Source organism: Rhodanobacter sp. T12-5 (genome assembly GCF_008329435.1).
Classification (GTDB): domain Bacteria; phylum Pseudomonadota; class Gammaproteobacteria; order Xanthomonadales; family Rhodanobacteraceae; genus Rhodanobacter.
Map to the genome: position 1 here is coordinate 832,297 of NZ_NPKN01000001.1, position 22,073 is coordinate 854,369.

Annotated in this window: 22 protein-coding genes; 17 read left to right on the forward strand and 5 right to left on the reverse strand. The window is 66.3% G+C overall.

Features of this window, described 5'->3' with window-relative positions; genetic code table 11:
- Positions 1 to 44: 44 nt before the first annotated feature.
- The 4 genes from CIW53_RS03445 to CIW53_RS03460 are packed head-to-tail and all read left to right on the forward strand — an operon-like array spanning position 45 to position 3,963.
- Positions 45 to 305, forward strand: coding sequence for a YfhL family 4Fe-4S dicluster ferredoxin (locus tag CIW53_RS03445; RefSeq protein WP_149363282.1), 261 nt, complete (start codon positions 45 to 47; stop codon positions 303 to 305).
- Entirely contained in the window at positions 302 to 2,047 is a 1,746-nt protein-coding gene (gene ggt, locus CIW53_RS03450; protein WP_149363283.1) for a gamma-glutamyltransferase, read from the forward strand. The genes CIW53_RS03445 and ggt overlap by 4 nt, the downstream gene beginning before the upstream one ends.
- 9 nt (positions 2,048 to 2,056) lie before the next feature.
- Positions 2,057 to 2,929 carry an MBL fold metallo-hydrolase gene (locus CIW53_RS03455; protein WP_149363284.1) on the forward strand — a complete coding sequence of 291 codons (873 nt, stop codon included), beginning with the start codon at positions 2,057 to 2,059 and terminating at the stop codon, positions 2,927 to 2,929.
- Between the two features lie 17 nt (positions 2,930 to 2,946).
- On the forward strand, positions 2,947 to 3,963 hold the full coding sequence (locus CIW53_RS03460; protein ID WP_343192077.1) for a TMEM43 family protein: 1,017 nt from the start codon (positions 2,947 to 2,949) through the stop codon (positions 3,961 to 3,963).
- Positions 3,964 to 4,060: 97 nt separating this feature from the next.
- On the opposite strand, the gene CIW53_RS03465 is transcribed toward CIW53_RS03460, so the two are convergent.
- From CIW53_RS03465 to CIW53_RS03485, 5 genes are all read right to left on the reverse strand, one after another.
- Positions 4,061 to 5,341: an HDOD domain-containing protein gene (locus CIW53_RS03465; RefSeq protein ID WP_149363286.1), complete on the reverse strand. Its 1,281-nt coding sequence runs from the start codon at positions 5,339 to 5,341 to the stop codon at positions 4,061 to 4,063.
- A gap of 107 nt (positions 5,342 to 5,448) precedes the next feature.
- A complete protein-coding gene (locus tag CIW53_RS03470) occupies positions 5,449 to 5,895 on the reverse strand; it encodes a flagellar protein FlgN (protein WP_149363287.1) in 447 nt (148 codons plus the stop codon).
- Entirely contained in the window at positions 5,892 to 6,215 is a 324-nt protein-coding gene (flgM, locus tag CIW53_RS03475) for a flagellar biosynthesis anti-sigma factor FlgM (RefSeq protein WP_149363288.1), read from the reverse strand. The genes CIW53_RS03470 and flgM overlap by 4 nt, the downstream gene beginning before the upstream one ends.
- A gap of 111 nt (positions 6,216 to 6,326) precedes the next feature.
- A complete protein-coding gene (flgA, locus tag CIW53_RS03480; protein ID WP_149363289.1) occupies positions 6,327 to 7,046 on the reverse strand; it encodes a flagellar basal body P-ring formation chaperone FlgA in 720 nt (239 codons plus the stop codon).
- Positions 7,043 to 8,347: a methyl-accepting chemotaxis protein gene (locus CIW53_RS03485; protein WP_149363290.1), complete on the reverse strand. Its 1,305-nt coding sequence runs from the start codon at positions 8,345 to 8,347 to the stop codon at positions 7,043 to 7,045. Before CIW53_RS03485 ends, flgA begins: the two co-directional genes overlap by 4 nt.
- A 194-nt stretch (positions 8,348 to 8,541) precedes the next feature.
- On the opposite strand from CIW53_RS03485, the gene CIW53_RS03490 reads away from it, so the two are divergent.
- The 13 genes from CIW53_RS03490 (at position 8,542) to CIW53_RS03550 (ending at position 22,045) form a co-directional block, all read left to right on the forward strand.
- The gene (locus tag CIW53_RS03490) at positions 8,542 to 9,480 is read left to right on the forward strand and encodes a chemotaxis protein (protein ID WP_149363291.1); all 939 of its coding nucleotides are present in this window, start codon (positions 8,542 to 8,544) and stop codon (positions 9,478 to 9,480) included.
- A 169-nt stretch (positions 9,481 to 9,649) separates the two neighbouring features.
- A complete protein-coding gene (gene flgB / locus CIW53_RS03495; protein ID WP_149363292.1) occupies positions 9,650 to 10,066 on the forward strand; it encodes a flagellar basal body rod protein FlgB in 417 nt (138 codons plus the stop codon).
- Positions 10,066 to 10,482: a flagellar basal body rod protein FlgC gene (gene flgC / locus CIW53_RS03500; protein WP_149363293.1), complete on the forward strand. Its 417-nt coding sequence runs from the start codon at positions 10,066 to 10,068 to the stop codon at positions 10,480 to 10,482. Before flgB ends, flgC begins: the two co-directional genes overlap by 1 nt.
- A gap of 25 nt (positions 10,483 to 10,507) precedes the next feature.
- Positions 10,508 to 11,158, forward strand: a complete 651-nt coding sequence (locus CIW53_RS03505) for a flagellar hook assembly protein FlgD (RefSeq protein ID WP_149363294.1) — start codon at positions 10,508 to 10,510, stop codon at positions 11,156 to 11,158.
- 37 nt (positions 11,159 to 11,195) lie between these two features.
- Entirely contained in the window at positions 11,196 to 12,419 is a 1,224-nt protein-coding gene (gene flgE / locus CIW53_RS03510; RefSeq protein ID WP_149363295.1) for a flagellar hook protein FlgE, read from the forward strand.
- A gap of 91 nt (positions 12,420 to 12,510) precedes the next feature.
- A complete protein-coding gene (gene flgF, locus CIW53_RS03515) occupies positions 12,511 to 13,251 on the forward strand; it encodes a flagellar basal-body rod protein FlgF (RefSeq protein ID WP_149363296.1) in 741 nt (246 codons plus the stop codon).
- A gap of 52 nt (positions 13,252 to 13,303) precedes the next feature.
- On the forward strand, positions 13,304 to 14,089 hold the full coding sequence (flgG, locus tag CIW53_RS03520; protein WP_149363297.1) for a flagellar basal-body rod protein FlgG: 786 nt from the start codon (positions 13,304 to 13,306) through the stop codon (positions 14,087 to 14,089).
- An 11-nt stretch (positions 14,090 to 14,100) separates the two neighbouring features.
- Positions 14,101 to 14,787 carry a flagellar basal body L-ring protein FlgH gene (gene flgH, locus CIW53_RS03525; RefSeq protein ID WP_149363298.1) on the forward strand — a complete coding sequence of 229 codons (687 nt, stop codon included), beginning with the start codon at positions 14,101 to 14,103 and terminating at the stop codon, positions 14,785 to 14,787.
- 224 nt (positions 14,788 to 15,011) lie between these two features.
- Entirely contained in the window at positions 15,012 to 16,076 is a 1,065-nt protein-coding gene (locus tag CIW53_RS03530) for a flagellar basal body P-ring protein FlgI (RefSeq protein ID WP_242451763.1), read from the forward strand.
- Positions 16,077 to 16,091: 15 nt separating this feature from the next.
- Complete coding sequence (gene flgJ, locus CIW53_RS03535; RefSeq protein WP_149363299.1) at positions 16,092 to 17,168, forward strand: flagellar assembly peptidoglycan hydrolase FlgJ; 1,077 nt, start codon at positions 16,092 to 16,094, stop codon at positions 17,166 to 17,168.
- Positions 17,169 to 17,366: 198 nt separating this feature from the next.
- Positions 17,367 to 19,241 carry a flagellar hook-associated protein FlgK gene (gene flgK / locus CIW53_RS03540; protein WP_149363300.1) on the forward strand — a complete coding sequence of 625 codons (1,875 nt, stop codon included), beginning with the start codon at positions 17,367 to 17,369 and terminating at the stop codon, positions 19,239 to 19,241.
- Between the two features lie 3 nt (positions 19,242 to 19,244).
- A complete protein-coding gene (gene flgL, locus CIW53_RS03545) occupies positions 19,245 to 20,447 on the forward strand; it encodes a flagellar hook-associated protein FlgL (RefSeq protein ID WP_149363301.1) in 1,203 nt (400 codons plus the stop codon).
- A 131-nt stretch (positions 20,448 to 20,578) separates the two neighbouring features.
- Positions 20,579 to 22,045, forward strand: coding sequence for a flagellin (locus tag CIW53_RS03550; protein ID WP_242451756.1), 1,467 nt, complete (start codon positions 20,579 to 20,581; stop codon positions 22,043 to 22,045).
- Positions 22,046 to 22,073 lie beyond the last annotated feature (28 nt).

Sequence of the window (22,073 nt, forward strand, 5' to 3'; positions counted from 1 at the left end):
CTTTCGCTTTCTCTCACTCCTCTTCACTCACTCCTGTTTCAAGCATGTCCCTGAAAATCCTCGACACCTGCGTCAATTGCGACGTCTGCGAACCGGCCTGTCCGAACAAGGCCATCTCGCTGGGCGAGGAGTTCTATGTCATCGATCCGGCCCTGTGCACCGAGTGCGTCGGGCACCACGACGAGCCGCAATGCGTGGTGGTGTGTCCGGTCGAATGCATCATCGGCGACCCGGACCACGTCGAATCGCCGGAACAGCTCGATCTCAAATATCGCCATCTGATGGCCATGGAGCCAGCCGCATGATCTTTTCGTTGCGTGCAGTAGCCCTGCGTGGGCGTGTCCTGTTGCTTGCCGCGCTGTGCAGCGGCGGTGCGGCGTTTGCCGCCGATGGCGCGCCTCGGGCCGCACCGGCGCCCGCCGTCAACGCTGCCGCGATCTCGCAGCGGCCCGGTCACGCGGCGATTGCCAGTGCCAACTTCCTCGCTACCAACGCCGGTTTCGAGGTGCTCGCCAAGGGCGGCAACGCGTTCGATGCCGCCGTCGCGGTGGCGGCCACGCTGTCGGTGGTCGAGCCGGAGAGTTCCGGTATCGGTGGCGGCTTCATGGCCGTGCTGCATCGGGCCAAGGGTGACCGCGACGTTTTCATCGACGCGCGCGAAACCGCGCCCGCCGCGGTCGATCGCAAGGACTATGTCAATGCGGACGGCAGCCCGAATCGCGACGCCGCGCTGAAGGGGCCGCTTTCGGCTGGCATTCCGGGCGAGCCTGCCGGGCTGGTGCTGATCGCCAAACGCTACGGCCGGCTGTCGCTGCAACAGTCGCTGGCGCCGGCCATCCGCATTGCCCGGGACGGTTTCCAGCCCGATCCCCGTCTGCGCGATTCGATCGCCGAACAGAAGCAGGACCTGCGCCGCTGGCCGGCCTCGGTCGCCAAGTACCTGCCGAACGGCAAGCCGCCGGCCGAAGGTGCGATCTGGCGCGATCCCGATCAGGCCCGCACGCTCGAGCTGATCGCTGCGCATGGCGACGATGGCTTCTATCGCGGCGAGACCGCGAAAAAGCTGGTCGCCGCGGTGCAGGCAGCGGGCGGCAACTGGACGCTGGCCGACCTCGACGGTTACCGGGCGAAGGAGCGCGCGCCGATCGTGGTGAACTACCGCGGCTACCGCATCGTCACCGCGCCGCCGCCGTCATCCGGTGGCGTGGCGATCGCCGAGATCCTCAACATCCTGTCCGGCTTCGACCTGACCAGGATGGCCCAGCCGCAGCGCGTGCACTACATCGTCGAGGCGATGCGTCGCGCATTTCGCGACCACAACGATTACCTGGGCGACCCGGATTTCGTGACGATGCCGCTGGACATGCTGCTGTCGCCGTTCTACGCCGATGGCCTGCGCCAGAGCATCCTCCCCGACAAGGCCACGCCGTCGTCCATGCTGCCGCGCGCCGAGGCCAGCGAGCCGGGCATGCACACCACCCATTTCTCGATCATCGATGCCGACGGCAACATGGCGGCGGTCACCTCGACGGTGAACTACGTCATGGGCTCCACCTTCGTCGCCGCCGGTACCGGTGTGTTGCTGAACGACGAAATGGACGATTTCGCGCTGGTGCCGAACAAGCCGAACGTTTACGGCCTGCTCGGCAGCGTGGCGAACGCACCGAAGCCCGGCAAGCGCATGCTGTCATCGATGTCGCCGAGCATCGTGATCGGCGCCGATCGCACCGCGGTGATCGGCTCGCCCGGCGGCTCCACCATCATCACCCAGGTGCTGGAAGGCATCCTGCATTTCATCGACGGCGAGAGCGCGCAGCAGATCGTGGCGCACAAGCGCTTCCACCATCAGTACATGCCCGACGTGGTCAACGTCGAGCAGGGCACCTTCGATGCGGCCACCAGCGATGCGCTGACCCGGATGGGCTACACCTTGAAGCCGCGCGCATCGTGGGGCTTCATGAACGTGGTCACCTGGGACCGCAAGACCAACCAGCTCGACGCCGCCAGCGATCCACGCCGACCATCGGGACTGGGCAAGGTGCAGTAAGGTCAGGACATGGAACTGTTCTCGATTCAGGGCAACTCGCAGCAATTGGATGGTGGTGCCATGTTTGGCAACGCCCCCCGAGCGCTGTGGTCGCGCTGGATCGCGCCGGACGCGGAGAACCGGATTCCGCTGGCCTGCCGCTGTCTGCTGGTGAAAGATCTGGATGGCCGCAACGTGTTGTTCGAGACCGGCATCGGTGCGTTTTTCGAACCCGCGTTGCGCGAACGTTACGGTGTGGTCGAGTCGCGGCATGTGCTGCTGGAGTCGCTGGCGGCGGCCGGCCTGACGGACGCGGATATCGACATGGTGGTGCTGTCGCATCTGCATTTCGACCATGCCGGCGGCTTGCTGGCGGCATGGGAAGAAGGGCGGCCGCCGCGCCTGCTGTTTCCGAAGGCGCATTTCGTGGTGGGCGCCGAACACTGGCGCCGTGCGCTCAACCCGCATCCGCGCGACCGCGCCTCGTTCGTGCCCGAGCTGCAACCGCTGCTGGAAGCCAGTGGCCGGCTGGAACTGGTCGAGGGCGAACATTCGCGCGCATTGGGCGAGGCGGTGCGTTTCACTTTTTCGGACGGCCATACGCCCGGGCTGATGCTTGCCGAAGTTGCCGGCGTGGTGTTCTGCGCCGACCTGATCCCCGGGCGCTTCTGGGTGCACCTGCCGATCACGATGGGTTACGACCGCTGGCCGGAGAAGCTTGTCGACGAGAAGCGCGTGTTCCTGGAGGACAAGCTCGCCCGGGGCGTGCAGCTGTTTTTCACCCACGACCATGATTGTGCGTTGGCGCGCGTGACGCGCGACGAGCGCGGTCGATTCGGTACCGCCGACGAACAGCGCGAGTTGCGCGGTGTGTCGGTGCAAACAGCCATGGGCGCAAGTTGATGGAACTGCGCCGTTCGATGTCGGTTCACAAGCTCGGGCTGAATGTCGTCGGCGCCTTGCTGGTACTGGCGGGCGTCGGGCTGGTGGCGATGAACGCCCGAGGCCTGATCAACTATCGCGCAGCGGCCAGCCGTCATGGTGGCGAAGTGGTCGATCTGGGTGCCGACGCGCATCCCCAAGCCGGCCAGCATGGGTCCATGGTCCGGGTGGTCGGTGTCCCCACGGTGGTCGAGTCACCGCACGATCCGGAGTTCAACCTGAAGGTGAATACGCCGGGGTTGCTGCGCCACGTGGAGATGTTCCAGTGGCGCGAAGTGCGCATCGGTGCGTCCGTGCACTACGAACTGGACTGGGTCGACCGGCTGCTCGATGCCCGCCGCTTCGAGGATCCGACCGGGCATGTGAATCCCGACCGGTTTCCGATCACGGGCAAGCATTTCGACGCGGGGCTGGTACAGATGGGCGGTTTCAAGCTGGGACCGGTGTTGCTGCATGCGCTGCCGGGATCAAGGCAGGTCACCCCCGATCCGGCGGCTTTGCCGACGAACCTTGCGGCCAGCTTCAGCAAATATGGCAATTACCTGGTGACCAGCCAGCGTCCGGGCGATCCGCGGCTGGGCGATGTGCGGGTCAGCTGGGACGAAGTGCCATTGCAGCTGGTGACCATTGTCGCCCGGGTCGATGGCGACCGGCTGGTAGCCGCTTCCGATGCCGACGACGGGAAAGGCTACGAAGTGCAGATCGGCGATGTCTCGCTGTTCGACATGTTTCCGGACCTGCCGGTGCCGCCGGAGCTTGTTCTCAGTGGGCGGATCCTCGCCGTGCTGCTGGGCGCGCTGGGCGCGTTCGTGTTGCTGTCGACGCATCCGGGGCGACGCGACCCGCTGCTCGCTTTGGGGCTGGGCGGATTGGCAGTGGGCGCAGTGGCCGGCATGCTGTGGCTCGGCAGCGACTTGCGCATGGCCGGCGCATGGCTTGCGGCGGTGGCGCTCTGCATCGTGCTGGTTATCTGGCGACTGCGGCGCACGCATTGAGAGCCGCAAGCGCAGCGCGGGCTGCAGTCGAGTCGTCATCGTTCGCGCCGGCGGTGGGTCGCTCCCGGACCGCCGCAGAGGTGGCTCCGAGGATCGCTCAGTTCGTCGGTTTGCCGCTGGCGTTGGCGTAAACCTGATCGGCCCACTGAGTGGCCTCCAGGTAAATCGCGGCCATTCGCTGGATACGCTGCGGCGGCACGTGCTCGCTGGTCAGCTCGCCGGCTTCCCAAGCGAGAATCTGCTTCAGCAAGGTGCCGAACGGGCCGCCGCGACTGGTCAATGCGTCGCTGATTTCGGGTACCAGTCGCAGGTGGGTCAGCAGGAATTCCATCGGTGCGCACATCAAGGTGTCCAGCAGCGAGAACAGGCCGACCGTGAACGCCATTTCGGTGTGGCCGTTGGGCATGCCGGTGGCCAGCTTCTCGCACATGTGGGCACGGATCAGCGCGGCGCGCAAAAGCTCCGGCGGGCGATCGTCCATGCTGCACATGGACATCGTGTCGATCCAGTTGCGCATGCGGGTGACGCCGAAGAAGATCGCCGCCTGCTGCACCGACTTCAATTGCCGCGGCAGCGCAAAGTAGGCCGAGTTGACGCAGCTGAGCAACTTGTAGCTGAGCACCGCGTCGTCGCGAATGATGTTGCCCAGTTCCACCGGGCCGGGATTGCTTTCCTGCAGCACGCGCATCAGTCGCAGCATGCTCAGCCGGTTGGCGGTCAGCACCGGCACCGCGACCGGTTGCGGGATCAACAGGTAACGTCCCTGGATCGCCTGCAGCGGCATTTCCAGGCAGCGTTCGTAGGTGGGGTGGTCATTGACCTGGCCGGCCACCACCCAGATGCCGCGGGCGTGCAGATGTTCGGCGCGCGCCTTCAGGACTTCCGGCGTCAGCCGGCTGGCATCCAGACGCACGAACTGGACCATCTGCAGCAGCGATTCGATCGCCAGGCTGCTTTCCGGGTCGACGTCGGTGGCGTCGAGCATGAACTGGCAACCGCGCTGCGCCATTTGCTGCAGGCGCTTCACCAATGCGGGGTCGGATGCGACGTGGGGCTGCAGCACCACGCCCAGGCGGGGTTGATGCAGGAGTACGTCGGAATCTTCCGGCAGCAATTCGGCCGGCATGTTGAGGAACGCACGATTGCCGCGCACCAGGCGGGTCAGGGCGCCATCGGTGATGGTCGACAACACGGCCTGCAGCAGGTTTTGCTCATCGCCCGGTTCACGATGGAACGTGATCTCGTAGGCGAACAACTGGCGCTCGCGATCGAGCATGGGCACCCGCAATACCGGCAATGGCGTCGACGCCACCGGCCCCCCGCTGCCCTGTGCGGAGGTCGACGGAGAGGTTGCGGCGGAGGCGGTCGGGTTGCTCATGATCAGTCATCGCGTTCAACGCGAAGGCTTGCCGGAGGGCTGCTTCGCAATCAGTGGGAATGCCGTCTGCACGAGGCAGTCGGTGACGCCTTCTCTGTCATCCAGCGTCAAGCCGCAGCCAGCACCTGCGAACGCAGGCTGGCGTGCAACTCTCCGCTGCGGCCGTACAACTCGCTTTCGCCGGAGTGCCCGGTCAGGATGGCGAGCGCCTGGCGCACCTGGTTCAGTCGCTGGTTGACCGTGTTGCCGTTGCGCTGGTTGAGTTGCTGGCAGCGGCGCAGCGATTGCACGATGCCGGCCCAGGTCGGCTCCAGCGTGCCTGCCATGGCAGGATGTTCGCGGCCCAGTTGCTGCCGCTCGGTGTCGAGCTGTTCAAGCTGCAGCATGAGCGCCTGCTTGCGGGCGCCGGCCTGGTCCAGCGCTTCGCTGTTGTTTTCGCCCAGCGCGGTGCGCTCGGCCTCGAGCACCTGCGCCAGTTGACCGACGGCTTGCTGCATGTCGCCGAGCACCGCCTTGAGCGCGCTGTCCAGTTCGTTCTGCAGCTGCCGGTTCATGCCTTGGCCACGCCCCCGAATTGCTGGTCCAGCGCGATCATGCGATCGGCGATGTTGCCGGGGTTGACCTTGTAACTGCCATCGGCCAGCGACTGGCGTATCTGGTCGACGCGCGATTGATCGATGACGGCGGCGTCGCCGGGCTTGGCGGCTTCCTGCAAGGCAAGTGCCGAGTCGGTCAGCTTGAGCTGGTCGTCGGGCTTGGATGCGGCAGCACCGGAGGCTGTCGACGTCGTCGAGGCCGCCGCCGAGCCATTGCCCGGGTTGTTGGTGGCCTGCGTGAATTTCGGCAATCCGCTATTGGAAATGGTCGTATTCATGGGTCCGTTCTCGCTGGGTTTTTGGCCCTGTAACTCACAGATCGGCCGGTTTTGCGGAAACTTTAGGGCTGGACGACAAGAATAAACGGTGTTGGCGTCAATCCGCCGGATTCATGGCAGCGCGATCACCACACCGGGTGCGCTGACCATCGCGTCGACCACCTTGCCGGAGCTGTCGTTGCGTACCCGCAGGCGGGCGCCGTTGTCGCCGCTGCCCAGGGCCACGCCTTCCGCGCGCACTTCGATGCCGTCGAGTCTGGCCACCATCTGCACGTGATCACCGGCGCGCACCATGCGCCGGCCTCCCAGTACCCCGGGACTCAACACGCTGCCGCTGGCCACGGCGCGGGTCAGGGTACGGCCGCCCACCTGGTCGAGGTTCTCCAGGTAGCCGTAGCCGAGCCGGGTGACGTCACGTTCCTCGGCGTGCACATCCGCGCTGCGCAGCCCGTCGCCGCGCAGCAGCGGCCGGTTGGCCACCAGCACCTTGCGGAACAGCTTCAGTTGCAGCGGCACGCGGACGGTCCAGCCGTCGGCTTGCGGACACTGTATGCGCACGGTCATGCGCGACCGGGTCGCTGCGTTTTTGGCGATCAGCGCCTGCAGTGGCTCGCGGCAGGGGGTCAGGTGCAGGCGCAGGTCCAGTGCTTCGGACTGGACTTCGACCCGGCTGCCCGGCATTGCGTAGTGCTGGCGCAAGGCCTGTTCGGCCGCGCTGCGCACTTCGTCGAGCGATTGCGTGGCCGCAACGGCAGCGGCGCCGGCAGGTCGCGGCGAGCCGAGCCACAGCATGGCGATCCCCAGAACCGCGCTGGCCAGGCCATGCCTCATGCTTCGGCCAGCAAGGCACCGAGCTGGCCCAGCAAGGCCTCGCGTCCGGCTTCGAGCTGTTGCGACAACCGGGTGGCCTCGTCGATCTGGCCGTCGCACAACAGTGAGACGAAGCGGTTGCCGTGCTCGCACAATTGCGCGCCGGCTTCACTCAGGCTGGCGGTGGCGGCAGTGTCGTCGTGCAGGGCGGTCAGACGCCCGATGCTGCGATTGATCGTATGCGTATCGAACCAGCGCCGATCCAGCGCGCCGGGTTCGAGCAAGGCCAGCTCCATCGCCTGGCGCAGGTTCAACGCACCCTCGCGCACGGTGAGGCTGAGGCTGGCCGGATCCTTGCCGCTCTCGCTCTCCAGCCAGTCCAGGCCGAGCCGGTGGGCCAGCAGCGCGGCGCGGTGCATGGAATCGGATTGACGGCGGGCCTCGCTGCCGCGGCGTTGCAGGGCGCCGAGTGCGGCCTGCGCAGCGGTCGCGCGCGCGTGCTGCACGTCGTGGTTCTGCTGCAGTTTCTGGATGCGCCCGCTGGCCGTGCGCAGCGCTTCGCCGCCTTCGCGCAGGGTGGTGCCGGACTGGCTGACGCCCGATTGCGCCCGTTCGAGCTGCTGCAGGCCATGGCGCACGTCGCCATCCAGCTGCAACGAGAAATCGCCGATCGAGCCGGTGACGGCTTCGATTTCGGTGGTGGTGAGCGTGGTTTTTTCGGCGAGCTGCTTGACCTCGTCGGCGACCACCGCAAAACCGCGGCCCGCCTCGCCGGCACGGGCGGCTTCGATCGCCGCATTCAGCGCCACCAGGTTGGTCTGGTGGGCAATTTCCTGCACCACGCCGGTCAGCTTGCGAATCTGCGCGACCTGTTCGGCCAGTTTGCTCTGGTTGCGGTTCATCGCCGACAGCGCACTGCGCAGCAATCGCAGCTGGCCATCGAGCTCGCTGACGCTGGCTTCGCCGACGACGCCCGCGTGGCGGGCCACGTCCAGATCGGCGCCGACCTGTTGCAGGGATGTCGAGATACCGGCACCGCCATCCGTCAAACGATCGACGCTGCTGCGGCTTTCGCTCGTGGCCTTGTCCAGTGCGGCCTGTTCGCGCGACAGCTGCTGGACGGCGCCCAGCACCAGGCTTTGCTGCTCCACCGTCTGCAGCGCCACGGAAACCGGCGGCCGGCTGGCGACGCGGGCGAGTAGCGGGGCCAGCGCCCGTGCGGCACGCGGATACTTGCGCCGCAGCAACGCGAGCTGCGCGTCGTTGCCGGCCGCTGCGGCCTCGACCAGGGCGTCCAGGTGCGGTTTCCAGATCAAACTCATGGGGCAGGCATCACCTTGTGTGGCGCGGGAGTGCAGCAAGTACATCGTCAAAAGTCGTCGAAACTTGAGGAAGCAAGTCGCATGCCACTTCGCCGCGGGCGGCCCGCTGCAGGCAACGCTCAAGCGCACGGCGTTGCGGCCGATAGGTTACGCGTACAGCCGCCGTGGCGGTCAACGCATTCAAAGGAGTCCGCATGGGCGGCACGTTGCTGGAAAAGGTGGAGCGGCATACCCGGCTGGCCGGTCATAACCGGGTCGCGATGCTGCTGTTCCGGCTGGGTGACGAGCAATTGTTCGGCATCAACGTGTTCAAGGTGCGCGAGGTATTGCGACGCCCGCCGATGGAGCGCATGCCCGGCGTCCATGACTTGCTGGCGGGCAGTTGCGACTACCGCGGCCAGACCATCCCGGTGATCGACCTGGCGGCCGCGCTCGGCTATGCGCCATTGCGTGACGTGGAGTCGGCCCACCTGATGGTCACCGAGTTCAGCCGCTCCGTGCAGGGCTTCCTGGTCGCCGACCTGCAACGCATGGTGCAGTGCGAGGGCGAAACACTGATCGCGCCGCCCGGAGCGCTGGGCTTCGGCGCGCGGGTCAATGCGGTGACCCGGATCGACGGGGCACTGGTGGCGGTGATCGACGTGGAACACGTGCTGGCCAGCATCGACGCCTCGCCGGCCGAGCTGTCGGTGCGGATGATGCGGGTGGCCGGTGCGCGCTCGCTGGCCCCGCGGCGCGTGATGGTGGTCGACGATTCGCTGATCGCCCGTCGTCGCCTGGTCAGCCTGTTCAAGCAGATGAACATTGAATGCATCGTGGCGAAGGACGGCCGCGAGGCGCTCGACCGCCTGCTGGAGCTGGCCGCGGGCGATCCGGCCGAAAGCATCAAGCTGGTCGTGTCCGACATCGAGATGCCGCGCCTGGACGGCTACGCGCTGACCCGTGCGATCCGCGAGGCGCCGAGCCTGCGCCAGCTCAAGGTGGTCTTGCACAGTTCGCTCAGTGGCATCTTCAACGAGGCGATGGTGAAGGAGGTCAAGGCCGACGGTTTCGTGGCCAAGTTCCAGCCGGACCTGCTCGCGCAGGCGGTGCTGGAGCTGCTGCCCGATCCGGCCGAGGCGCCAGCGGACTGACGCCCCGCCACGGCTGCGGCCGCTGGCGTCAACAATCCGTCTTTCCGCCGACGCCGCATTCGTGGCGGGTCGGCGAAGTGGGCGCAAGCCCAGCAACAGCAAGGGGTTCAGCGTGGTGGCATGCAATTTGCCTCCAGCTCCGTGCGGCAACTGCACGCGGAGCGAACCGATGAACCCGACCACTGACAATCTATTCGGCATACATACCCGGGCACTGGACCTGTGGCAGCGCCGTACCGAGGTGCTGGCGAACAACCTCGCCAACGCCGACACACCGGGCTATCTCGCCCGCGACATCGACTTCCGCAAGGTGTTGGCAGCCGCAAGCGGCACGTCGGACACCCTGCCGTTGCAGGCATCCACTCCGGGTCAGATTGGGGCAGGTCAGATCGGCAGCGCAGGACCGGCCGCCGAGGGACTCGCCTATCGCGTGCCGACCCAGCCGAGCATGGACGGCAACACCGTCGATGCCCAGGCCGAACAGGCTGCCTTCGCCGCCAACGGCGTGCACTACCAGGCCAGCCTTTCCTTCATCACCGCGCAGATCCGCATGTTGCGTACGGCGATCACCGGAGCATCAGGCTGATGTCACTCTTCTCCATTTTCAACGTCGCCGGTTCCGGCATGGCCGCGCAGTCGGTGCGGCTGAACACGGTCGCCAGCAACCTGGCCAACGCCGACAGCGTGGCCAGCACGCCCGAAGCGGCGTACCGCTCGCGCGAGCCGCTGTTCGCCGCGGTCAAGAGCCAGTTCGATGGCAAGGACTCGGTCGGTGAGGGCGTGCAGGTGCTCGGTGTCACCGAGAGCCAGGCCGCGATTCCCAGCCGCTACGAGCCGGGCAACCCGCTCGCCGATGCTTCCGGTTACGTCTACAGCAGCAACGTCAATCCAGTCGATGAACTGGTCAACATGATCTCGGCCTCGCGCTCGTATCAGAACAACGTCGAAGTGATGAACTCGACGCGCCAGCTGATGCAGAAGACGCTGGATCTCGGCAAGTGAACCGTGAACAGATGAGGCCCGCGGCATGAGCGACATGAATGTACCCAACGTCGGTGCCAACACCGCCGGCAAGGCGGCCAGCGCCGCCAGTGGACAAACTCTCGGCCAGGCCGACTTCCTGAGCCTGCTGGTGCAGCAGATGCGCAACCAGGATCCGACCAAGCCGATGGATTCCTCGCAGATGGTCAGTCAGCTGGCGCAGATCAGCCAGGTCTCGGCCACGCAGGCGCTGCAGACCTCGTTCGACAGCCTGAGTGCGTCCTTGCAGGGCAACCAGATGCTGCAGGCCAGCAGCATGGTCGGGCGCAACGTGGTGGTGCCCTCCGCCGCGGGCACGCTGCAGGACGGCGGCATGGACGGCGCGGTGAATGTGCCGGATGGCGGCGGCCAGGTATTCGTGCAGATCACCGATGCGGACGGCAACGTGCTGCGCACCATGAGTCTCGGCACGCCCGCGGCCGGCCTGGTTCCGTTCCACTGGGACGGCATCGGTGACAGCGGCAAGGCGCTGGCGAAGGGCTCCTACAAGATCACCGCGCAGGCGGGCAATGCCGCCGTCGCCACCTATGTGAGCGGCAAGGTCACCGGCGTCGGCATGACCGGCAGTGATGGTGCGTATCTGGACGTGGATGGTTTTGGTGGGGTCCTGCTGAGTCAGGTCGCGCAGATCAATTGACGGGCCCGGCGGGCTCCAACACACAGGAATCACTCAGATGGCTTTCAACATCGCACTTAGCGGCCTCAACGCGGCATCCGCCGACCTTGAAGTCACCGCCAACAACATTGCCAACACCGGCACCACCGGCTTCAAGGGCTCGCGCGCGCAATTCGCCGAGCTGTTCAGCGCCGCCGGGCCGAACCTCAGCGCCACCCAGATCGGCAGTGGCGTGCGCCTGACCAACGTGGCCCAGCAGTTCACCGCAGGCAGCGTGGAAACCACCGGGAACAGCCTGGATTTCGCCATCAGCGGCGGCGGCTTTTTCACCCTGCACGACAGCAAGGGCTATTCCTATACCCGTGCCGGTGCGTTCCAGAAGGACCCCAATGGATTCGTGACGAACGCCAACGGCCAGCGCCTGCAGGTGTTTCCGCCCACCACCAGCGGCACCTTCGACACCAGCACGATGACCGACCTGCAACTGGTGACTTCGCAGAATGCAGCCAAGGCCACCAGCAACGTGCAGATGGCGCTGAACCTGCCGTCCGATGCCACGCCGCCGGCCACCGCGTTCGACCCGCTCAACGACCCGACCAGCTTCAACCAGTCCACCCCGTTCACCGCCTACGACTCGCTCGGCGCGGCCCACAACGGCGTCGTGTACTTCGTCAAGGATCCGGCCGCCAACGTGTGGAACGCTCACCTGTATGTCGATGGCGTTTCGACCGGTCCGTCGCAGCAGTTGACCTTCAACAGCAGCGGCGCCCTGGTCGCGCCGGCGAACGGCAAGCTCAGTTTTCCGGCCGTATCGGTAAGCCCTGGTGCCGACCCGATGCAGCTCACCCTGGACATGGGCAAGGCGACCCAGTTCGGCAATGCCTATGCAGCCAGTGCGATCAATCCGGATGGCTATCCGACCGGCATCCTGTCCAGCATCGACGTGTCGCGCGAGGGCGTGGTGCAGGCCAAGTATTCCAACGGCCAGACCACCTCGCTCGGACAACTGGCGATGGCTCAGTTCTCCAACGAACAGGGCCTGCGCCAACTCGACAACACCAATTGGTCGGCGTCGTTCGACTCCGGCACGCCGGTGATGGGCGCGGCCGGCAACGGCACCTTCGGCAGCGTGCAGGCCGGTGCGCTGGAGGCATCCAACACCGCCGACCTGACCGCGCAGCTGGTCAACATGATCAAGGCCCAGCGCAACTACCAGGCGAACGCGCAGGTGATCTCCACCGACAACCAGCTGACCCAGACCATCATCAATATCCGCAATTGACGAGGAGTGAGCGATCAGGAGTGAGTAGTGAGAGAAAGCTGCCTTCTCTCTTTTCCCACTTCTCTCCACTCACTTCCTGAGGATCTTCCCCATGGATCGTTCACTGTACGTAGCCATGACCGGCGCCACCCAGATGATGCGCGAGCAGTCGGAGGTGGCGCACAACCTGGCCAACGCCGACACGGTCGGCTTCAAGGCACAGCTGTCGGCGTTCAAGCCGCTGCCGGTGCAGGGGCCGGGCATGGCCACGCGGATCAACAGCGTGGCGCAGTCGCTGGGCGTGGACATGCGCGATGGCGGCCAGATCGACACCGGCCGCGAGCTGGACGTGGCGGTGCAGGGGCAGGGCTGGATCGCGGTGCAGGGTGCCGACGGCAGCGAAGGCTATACGCGTGCCGGCGAGTTGCGGATGACCCCGGACGGGCTGCTCACCGACTCCCGTGGCAACCTCGTGCTGGGTGATGGCGGCCCGATCAGCGTGCCGCAGAGCACGCAGATGACCATCGGCGCCGACGGCACCATCTCGGTGGTGCCGATGGGGCAGTCGCCGGAAACCATTGCCGCGATTGGCCGCATCAAGCTGGTCAACCCGGCGGTGGACCAGCTTTCGCTGGGCACCGACGGGCTGATGCACCTGAACGGTGGCGGCACCGCCGATGCCGACCCGGCGGTCACCCTGAAATCCGGCGTGCTTGAGTCCAGCAACGTCAACCCGTCACAGACGCTGGTGCAGATGATCCAGTTGTCGCGCCAGTACGAGCTGCAGATCCGCGCCATCCACAGTGCCGACGAGAACGCGCAGTCCGCGTCGCGTCTGCTGCAGATGAGCTGATCCGCGCGAATTCACATACAGACATCCAGACGTCCAAACGGAGTCAATCGACATGTTCTCATCCCTGTGGGTAGCCAAGACCGGCCTCGATGCGCAGCAGACGCGCATGGACGTGATCTCGAACAACCTCGCCAACGCCAACACCACCGGCTACAAGAGTGCGCGCGCCGCGTTCCAGGACCTGGTCTACCAGAACCTGCGCCAGCCCGGCGGCCAGACCACCGAGCAGACCCAGGCCCCGGCCGGCCTGATGCTCGGCACCGGCGTGCGCGTGGTCGGCAGCGAGAAGCTGTTCACCCAGGGCAACATCGAGCAAACGGGAAATTCGCTCGACGTGGCCGTGCAGGGACGCGGCTTCCTGCAGGTGACGATGCCCGACGGCACCATCGCCTACACCCGCGACGGTTCACTGCACCTGGACCAGAACGGCCAGATCGTCACCGCCAACGGTTACGCGGTGGACCCGGCGGTCAGCGTTCCGGCCAATGCCCAGAGCATCACCATCGGCAGCGACGGCACCATCAGCGTGAGCCTGCCGGGCCAGGCCGCGACGCAGCAGATCGGCACCGTGCAGCTGGCCGATTTCATCAACCCCGCCGGCCTGCAGCCCAACGGCGACAACCTTTATCTGGAGACCGCCTCCAGCGGTTCGCCGCAGATCGGCCAGCCCGGCCTGAACGGCCTGGGCACGCTGTCGCAGGGCGCGCTGGAAAGCTCCAACGTCAACGTGGTCGAGCAGATGGTCGACATGATCGAGACCCAGCGCACCTACGAGATGAACTCCAAGGCGGTGTCCGCTGCCGACTCGATGCTGCAGTTCCTCACCAACAAGACCTGAGTGATGCCGTGATGTCCCATCTTTGCCGCTTTACCCTCGCGTTGGGCACGTTCGCCCTGCTGGCCGGTTGCGCCAGTTCGCCACGTGCGCGCGACGACGCGCAGTGGGCGCCGACGGCGCCGCTGGAACAGCCGCCGGTGGCGTCCGCCGCTTCCGACGGCTCGATCTACCATGATCAGCAGAACATGGAACTGTTCACCGATTCGCGCGCACACCGCGTGGGCGACATCCTCACCGTGGCGCTGGTGGAAAGCACCCAGGCCAGCAAAAAGGCGACCACCAGCACCAGCAAGACCGACAAGGCCAACATTGCCTCGCCGACGATTCTCGGGCAGGGACTTTCGATCGGCGGCAAGGTGGCCAATATCGGACTGGATGGCGAGCGCAGTTTCGACGGCGCCGGCTCCAGCACGCAGAGCAACCAGCTCACCGGGCAGATCACCGTCACCGTGGCGCAGCGCCTGTCCAACGGCAACCTGCTGGTGCGCGGCGAGAAGTGGCTGACCATCAACCAGGGCCAGGAGCTGGTACGCATCTCCGGCATCGTGCGCCCGCAGGACATCGGCCAGGACAACGTGGTGCCGTCCACCCGCGTCGCCGACGCACGCATCGCCTACACCGGCCGCGGCACGCTGGCCGACTCCAACACGCGTGGCTGGCTGTCGCGCTTCTTCAATTCCAAATGGATGCCGTTCTGATGAAAACGCATCGCGGCAAATCGCCACGGCAGTGCCTCGCCATGAATCACGGCGAGCACGGCCGTGGCGCGGATGTGTCGGTGCGCGTTTCGGCACTGGCGCACGAGGCCGATCCGGCTGACGTGCTTGCCCACGCCGGGCACCGCCGTGCGGCTGTCCGCGCACTGATCTCTCGCTGGAATGCATTCGGGGCGACCCTGCTGTGCTGCGTGCTGGCCTTGTCGATGGCTCCGACTGCGGCGCACGCCGACAAGATCCGCGACCTGGTGCAGGTCGCCGGCGTACGCAGCAATCAGCTGATTGGCTACGGTTTGGTGGTCGGCCTGGACGGCTCGGGCGACCAGACCACGCAGGCGCCGTTCACCACGCAGAGCCTGGAGAACATGCTGCAGCAGTTCGGCATCACCGTGCCGGCGAACGCGCGGCCGCAGCTCAAGAACGCGGCGGCGGTGATGGTGACGGCGGAGCTGCCGGCGTTCGCCAAGCCCGGGCAGGCCATCGACGTCACGGTCGCCTCGATCGGCAACGCCAAGAGCATCCGCGGTGGCCAGCTGCTGATGACGCCGCTGCGCGGCGCCGACGGCAACGTCTACGCGGTGGCGCAGGGGAGCGTGGTGGTCGGCGGCATCAGCGCGCAGGGCAAGAGCGGCTCCAGCGTGCAGGTCAATATTTCCGCCAGCGGGCGTATCCCCAACGGTGCGTCGGTGGAACGCACCGTGGCCTCGTCGTTCGCCACCAGCAACAACCTCACGCTCAACCTCAACACCGCCGATTTCACCACGGCAGCACGCATCGCCACCGCGATCAACCAGGCCTATGGTGCGGGTACCGCGCAACCGCTGGATGGCGGTTCGGTCTCCGTGCGCGGTCCGCAGGATCCGTCGCAGAAAGTGGCCTGGCTGGGCGCGATCCAGAGCCTGGACGTGCAGCCAGGCGATGCGCCGGCGCGGATCGTGGTGAACTCGCGCACCGGCACGGTGGTGATCGGCTCGGACGTGCGGGTCAGCGCAGCGGCAGTCGCGCACGGCGCGATCCAGGTCACCATCGGCGAGCAGCCGCTGGTCAGCCAGCCGGCGCCGTTCAGCCAGGGCCAGACCGCGATCGTGCCGAGCAGCAACGTACAGGTCAGCGAAGACGGTGCGCACATGTTCAAGTTCGGTCCCGGCGTCAGCCTGGACACGATCGTGCGGGCGGTCAATCAGGTCGGCGCCACGCCGAGCGACCTGATCTCGATACTGCAGGCGCTGAAGCAGGCTGGCGCGCTTCATGCAGATCTCGTCGTGATCTGATCAGGTGACAAAATCATGACGCCCCTCAACGGCACATCCCCGGCACTCGATACCTGGACCGAACTGTCCGGCTTCCAGCAGCTCAAGGCACAGGCGCGCAGCGATGGCGGCAAGAGCGCGTTGCCGGCGGTAGCCAAACAGTTCGAGGCGATCTTCACCAAGATGATGCTCAAGTCCATGCGCGACGCCAACGCCAGCATGGGCAGCGACATCGCCGGCAGCGAGCAGGTCAATTCGTATCGCGACCTGTTCGACCAGCAGTTGTCGTTGAGCCTGGCCAACGGCCACAACGGCATCGGCATCGCAAAAATGCTGGTGCGCCAGCTTGGCGGCAAGATGGCGGCGGCCGATGCCGCCACGAAGCCCGGCGACGGCAGCCAGGCGCTCGCGCCGCCGGCCGCCAGCGTGATCAATGCCAATGTGAGGGCATTGCTGCAACTGGGTTCCGACAAGGATGCATCCGGTGCCGACGATGGAAGCGACGGCATCGGTGCGATGCCGTCGACCGCTGATGCTGGTTCATCCTGGCGCGATGCACTGGACCGGTTGGCACAGGGCGCAATGGACGTGGCCGGTGCGGCATCGAACCTGCTGCCGGGCGGCGACCCGGTGAAATTCGTGCAGGCGCTCGCGCCGCATGCCGAGGCCGCGGCAAAAAAACTGGGCGTGTCGGTGCGCGCGCTGCTGGCCCAGGCCGCGCTGGAAACCGGCTGGGGCAAGCACCTGCCCAGTCATGGCGACGGCAGCAGCAGCAACAACCTGTTCGGCATCAAGGCCGGCGGCGGTTGGGGCGGCGACAAGGTCAGCGTGCCCACGCTGGAATACGAAAATGGCGTGGCCGTGCGCAAGCGCGACCAGTTCCGCGCCTACGATTCGCCGTCCGATTCGTTTGCCGACTATGCGCGCCTGATTGCCGACAGCCCGCGTTACGCGCAGGCGCTGGACCAGGGCGAGAACATTGCAGGCTTCGCGCGTGGACTGGTGCGGGGCGGTTATGCGACCGATCCGGCCTACGTGGCCAAGCTCACCGCGATCGCCAACAGCCCGCGCATGCGCGAAGCGCTGGCCTCGTTGAATCTGGACGGCGAATGAGCCGGGCGCTGCGCATGGGGTCGCTCGCCGCAGCGCCTGCCCGCCACATCACGCCGGAAATCCTGGCCGCGGCGGCGGCCGTGCTGGCCTGTCCGCCTCGCGCGAACCGGCCGCAACCTCAAGTGATCGGCTCTTGTGCCGCTAACGTTGACAAGCCTTGCGCCGAAACGGTGGCGCTCCATGCACCGAGGATGTTCCATGGCTGACATGCTTTCGACCGGCGTGTCCGGGCTGCTTGCCGCGCAGATCGGGCTCAGCACGGTAAGCCACAACGTGGCCAACGTGAACACCGACGGCTACAGCCGCCAGCAGGTGTCGTTCGGCGCCAGACTGCCCGAGGGGCAGGGCGGCTATTACATCGGCACCGGTGTGAACACGGTGGCGGTGACGCGTGCCTACAGCCAGTTCCTCAACCAGTCACTGTGGTCGGCCTCGTCCGGGCAAAGCCGCGCAACCACGATGGCCGCACTCACCGGCCAGCTCAACAACCAGCTTTCCGGCAGCGTCAACCTGCAGACTTCGCTGGACCAGTTCTATGGCGCGGTGCAGGACATGGCGAATGCGCCGTCCGACGCGGCATCGCGACAGGTACTGCTGGCGCGCGCCGGCGCGCTGGCCAGCACCTTCAATTCCCTGTCCGGCCAGTTCAGCCAGCTCGACGGCCAGGTGCAGCAACAGGTCAGCGACACCGTCGATTCGATCAACAACATCAGCCAGTCGATTGCGAAATTGAATGGCCAGATCCGCTCCTCGGCCGCCACCGACGGTACGCCGCCGGCGGATCTGCTCGACCAGCGCGATGCACTGGTCAAGCAGCTGGCCGGCCAGGTCGGCATCAGCGTGACGGCGCAGAACGACAACACCATCAGCGTCTTCGCCGGCAACGGCATGGGCCTGGTCACCGGCACCGAGGCGCATGCGCTCGGCACGGCGCCGAACATCTACGACGCCACACGGCAGGAAGTGGTCGGCACCTCCGGCAGCGTGCTGAGCGGCCGGCTCGGCGGTGGCGCGCTCGGCGCGTTGCTGGATTTCCAGCGCACCGTGCTCGACCCGGCACAGACCCAGCTCGGTCGCGCCGCTCAAGCTATGGCCAGCAGCTTCAACGCGCAGCACGGCCAAGGCGTGGATCTGAAGGGTGACGTGGGCGGCGATTTCTTCGACGTCGCCGGGCCGGCGGTGCAGGCGGCCAGCACCAATGCGGGCAGTGGCACGCTGGATGCCAGCATCAGCGACATGGGTGCGCTCAGCGGCAAGGATTATGTGCTCAGCTACGACGGCACCAGTCCCTGGACACTGCGCGACAGCAACGGCACCAGCGTCGCCCTGAGTGGCAGCGGCACCGCCGCCGATCCGTTCAAGGCGGCCGGCTTGAGCCTGGTGGTCGGCGGCAGCCCCACGGCGGGCGACAGTTTCCGCATCCAGCCCAGTCGCAACGGCGCGGCCGGTTTCACGGTGGCGATCGACGATCCCGACAAGATCGCCGCCGCTGCCGCATTGACGGCGAGCGCCGGCAGTGCCAATACCGGTACGGCCGTCGCCAGCGCGAGTGTCAGCGACGGCAGCGACCCGAACCTGTTTACCCCCAGTTCGATCGTGTTCACTTCGCCGACCAGCTACAGCATCGACGGTGGCCCCGCCCAGGTATTCACCGCCGGCCAGCCGATCGTGCATGCCGGCTGGAGCCTGAAGCTCGCTGGTGCACCGGCGGCCGGCGACAGCTTCAACGTCAAGGGCAATACCAATGCGCAGGGCGACAACACGAACGCGCTGGCGCTGGGCAAGGTCGCCAACCTCGGCGTGCTCGATGGCGGCGTCACCAGCGTGGGCCGCGCCTACAGCCAGCTGGTCGGGCAGGTCGGCGGTGCCGGCGCGCTGGCCAAGGACGACCTGACCACGCAGACCGCGGTCTACAGCCAGGCGATGTCGTCGCAGCAAAGCGTGTCCGGCGTGAACATCGACGAAGAGGCCGCCAACCTGGTGCGCTACCAGCAGGCCTACCAGGCTTCGGCCCAGGTCATCACCACCGCCAACACCATCTTCAGCGCGTTGCTCAGCGCCGTGCAGAGGTAAGCCATGCGAGTTTCCACCAGCTGGATGCAGCAGCAGTCCGTCGGCAGCATGATGGACCGGCAGAGCGACCTGTCCGACATCAATACGCAGCTCAGTACCGGCAAGCGCATCAACCAGCCGTCCGACGATCCGGTCGGCGCGGCGCGCGCACTGGACCTGACGCACGTCACCGCCGATACCGCGCAATACCAGCGCAACATCACCAGCGCCAACGCGCGACTGGGGCTGGAAGACCAGAGCCTGTCCAACGTCACCAACGTACTCGGCCGCGTGCGCACCTTGCTGCTGCAGGCCGCCAACGGCACGCAGACCGACGAAACCCGCGGCGACATCGCCGCCGAGATGGTGCAGTTGCGCCAGCAATTGCTGGGGCAGGCCAACAGCAAGGATGGCCAGGGCGAATACATCTTCGCCGGCAACCGCACCGGCACCGAGCCGTTCGCCTCGCAGAACGGCGTCACCTACGTGGGTGACGACGGCCAGCGCATGGTGGCTGCAGGCCCGGGTCTGCAGGTCGCCACCGGCGATCCGGGCAGTGCCGTATTCGCCAACATTCCCACCGGCAACGGCACCTTCGCGATCAGTGCCGCCGCCGCCAACACCGGCAGCGCCGTGGCCGGTGCCAGCAGCGTCAGCGATCCGCATGCGAATCCTTCGGCGTGGGATGGCGGCAGCTACAGCATCGTGTTCACCGCGGCCGATACGTATGAAGTGCGCGATGGCGGCGGCGCCGTGCTGGACAGCGGCAGCTACGACCCGGCGGTCGGTGGCAGCGTCAGCTTCCGCGGTGCGCAGGTGGCATTCAGCGGCACGCCCGCGGCGGGCGACAGCTTCGCCCTGGGTGCATCGTCCACGCAGGATGTGTTCACCACGCTGGACAAGATCATCGGCACGCTGCAGCAGCCGAACGGTGGCGGCGCGGACACGCAGAACGACATCAACACGCAGTTCGCGAATCTCGATCAGGCGATCAACACCATCACGCGTACGCGCGGTGCTGTCGGCGCGCGCATGAATGCGCTCGATCAGCAGAGCGGGCTCAACGACGACCTGACCCTGCAATACAAGAGCGCGCTGTCGGACGTGCAATCCGTGAACTACTACGACGCGATCAGCCAGCTGGGCGCGCAGACCACCGCCCTGCAGGCGGCGCAGCAGACGTTCACCAAGATCCAGGGCTCGAAGTTGTTCGATTATTTGCGTTGACAAGGCTCAAGTTTCGGTGTGGTGCGTCGAAACAGTCCACAAGGCGGATGTATTCAATGGTGAATCCCCGCCGGATTGTCTGAGCCGACTCACCTCGGCACATCACCCCGATTCGGAGAATTCCCATGGTCATGAGCGTCATCACCAACATCAGCTCCCTGAACGCCCAGAAGAATCTGGCGTCGTCGCAGAGCAAGCTGGCCACCGCGATCTCGCGTCTGTCGTCCGGTATGCGCATCAACAGCGCCAAGGACGATGCCGCCGGCCTCGCCATCTCGACCCGCTTCACCACCCAGATCAACGGCCTGAACCAGGCGGTCAGCAATGCCAACGACGGCATCTCGCTGGCGCAGACCACGGAGTCGGCGTTGAACGAGGTGACCAACAACATGCAGCGCATCCGCACACTGGCGGTGCAGTCGGCCAACGCCACCAACTCCGACAGCGACCGCGCCGCGCTCGATGCCGAAGTGCAGCAGCGTCTGTCGGAAATCACCCGCATCTCGCAGCAGACCACGTTCAACGGCCGCCACGTCCTTGACGGCACGTTCGGCAGCGCTGCGTTCCAGATCGGCGCCAACGTCGGCGAGACGATCTCGGTGAACCTGAGCCAGGGCGCCGGCGCCAAGCAGGTCGGCCAGGTAGCCACCTCGGCGACCGGTGACATCAGCAGCCTGTTCACTTCCGGCGGCACCGCCGCAACCGCGTCGGTGGCCACGGCCACGGGCGTTGCAGGCTTTGACTACAGCGCTGGTACGGGTACGCCCAAGACCTTCACGGTCGACGGCACCACGGTTGCCCTGGCGACCGCCGAGACCGACCAGGCGACCTTGGTGGCTGATGTGCAGACCCAGTTGGATGCAGGTGCAGGTGGCGCAGGCGTCTACACCGTCGCCGCCAGCGGTACCGACGGCTTCACCATCACCACGGCAGCGACGGGCTCGGCCAGCGCCATCACGATCGGCGGCGCCGATGCGGCGTTCATCACCGGCAACGTCGCCGGTGCGGACGCGGTCGCCGGCACGCCGGCCGACCTGACCCTCGGTTCTGGCGATCTGAAGATCGACGGTACCGACATGGCGGGCACCTACAAGGACGCCCAGAGCCTGGTCGATGCGATCAACAGCAAGGGCATTGCCGGCGTCTCCGCCTACTACGACAGCAGCAGCAAGGCATTGCACCTGAACTCGCAGTCTGCGCTGACCGTGGACGGCACCAAGGCCGCTTCGGGTGCGGGCGACTTCGGCTTCTCCGGTGCCGGTGCCACCGCCATCGCTACCGGCGGCGACCTGGCCAGCAGCAACGTGAAGACGGTGAGCGGCGCGAACGACACCATCAGCCGCATCGATGCCGCCCTGGGCACCATCAGCTCCATGCGCAGCGATCTCGGCGCGGTGCAGAACCGTTTCGATTCCACCATCGCCAACCTGCAGACCATTTCGCAGAACCTCAGCTCGTCGCGCAGCCAGATCCAGGATGCCGACTTCGCTGCCGAGACCGCGAACATGTCCAGCGCGAACATCCTGCAACAGGCCGGTGTCTCGGTGCTGGCGCAGGCCAACGCTTCCACCCAGAGCGTGCTCAAGCTGCTGCAGTAACTTGCCACCGGAACGGCCGCGGATGTCC

Excerpts from the sequence above, each read along its gene's own strand:
- CIW53_RS03445 (WP_149363282.1), top strand. The coding sequence starts at position 45 with ATGTCCCTGAAAATCCTCGACACCTGCGTCAATTGCGACGTCTGCGAA.
- ggt (WP_149363283.1), top strand. The coding sequence starts at position 302 with ATGATCTTTTCGTTGCGTGCAGTAGCCCTGCGTGGGCGTGTCCTGTTG.
- CIW53_RS03455 (WP_149363284.1), top strand. The coding sequence starts at position 2,057 with ATGGAACTGTTCTCGATTCAGGGCAACTCGCAGCAATTGGATGGTGGT.
- CIW53_RS03460 (WP_343192077.1), top strand. The coding sequence starts at position 2,947 with ATGTCGGTTCACAAGCTCGGGCTGAATGTCGTCGGCGCCTTGCTGGTA.
- CIW53_RS03465 (WP_149363286.1), bottom strand. The coding sequence starts at position 5,341 with ATGAGCAACCCGACCGCCTCCGCCGCAACCTCTCCGTCGACCTCCGCA.
- CIW53_RS03470 (WP_149363287.1), bottom strand. The coding sequence starts at position 5,895 with ATGAACCGGCAGCTGCAGAACGAACTGGACAGCGCGCTCAAGGCGGTG.
- flgM (WP_149363288.1), bottom strand. The coding sequence starts at position 6,215 with ATGAATACGACCATTTCCAATAGCGGATTGCCGAAATTCACGCAGGCC.
- flgA (WP_149363289.1), bottom strand. The coding sequence starts at position 7,046 with ATGAGGCATGGCCTGGCCAGCGCGGTTCTGGGGATCGCCATGCTGTGG.
- CIW53_RS03485 (WP_149363290.1), bottom strand. The coding sequence starts at position 8,347 with ATGAGTTTGATCTGGAAACCGCACCTGGACGCCCTGGTCGAGGCCGCA.
- CIW53_RS03490 (WP_149363291.1), top strand. The coding sequence starts at position 8,542 with ATGGGCGGCACGTTGCTGGAAAAGGTGGAGCGGCATACCCGGCTGGCC.
- flgB (WP_149363292.1), top strand. The coding sequence starts at position 9,650 with ATGAACCCGACCACTGACAATCTATTCGGCATACATACCCGGGCACTG.
- flgC (WP_149363293.1), top strand. The coding sequence starts at position 10,066 with ATGTCACTCTTCTCCATTTTCAACGTCGCCGGTTCCGGCATGGCCGCG.
- CIW53_RS03505 (WP_149363294.1), top strand. The coding sequence starts at position 10,508 with ATGAGCGACATGAATGTACCCAACGTCGGTGCCAACACCGCCGGCAAG.
- flgE (WP_149363295.1), top strand. The coding sequence starts at position 11,196 with ATGGCTTTCAACATCGCACTTAGCGGCCTCAACGCGGCATCCGCCGAC.
- flgF (WP_149363296.1), top strand. The coding sequence starts at position 12,511 with ATGGATCGTTCACTGTACGTAGCCATGACCGGCGCCACCCAGATGATG.
- flgG (WP_149363297.1), top strand. The coding sequence starts at position 13,304 with ATGTTCTCATCCCTGTGGGTAGCCAAGACCGGCCTCGATGCGCAGCAG.
- flgH (WP_149363298.1), top strand. The coding sequence starts at position 14,101 with ATGTCCCATCTTTGCCGCTTTACCCTCGCGTTGGGCACGTTCGCCCTG.
- CIW53_RS03530 (WP_242451763.1), top strand. The coding sequence starts at position 15,012 with ATGGCTCCGACTGCGGCGCACGCCGACAAGATCCGCGACCTGGTGCAG.
- flgJ (WP_149363299.1), top strand. The coding sequence starts at position 16,092 with ATGACGCCCCTCAACGGCACATCCCCGGCACTCGATACCTGGACCGAA.
- flgK (WP_149363300.1), top strand. The coding sequence starts at position 17,367 with ATGGCTGACATGCTTTCGACCGGCGTGTCCGGGCTGCTTGCCGCGCAG.
- flgL (WP_149363301.1), top strand. The coding sequence starts at position 19,245 with ATGCGAGTTTCCACCAGCTGGATGCAGCAGCAGTCCGTCGGCAGCATG.
- CIW53_RS03550 (WP_242451756.1), top strand. The coding sequence starts at position 20,579 with ATGAGCGTCATCACCAACATCAGCTCCCTGAACGCCCAGAAGAATCTG.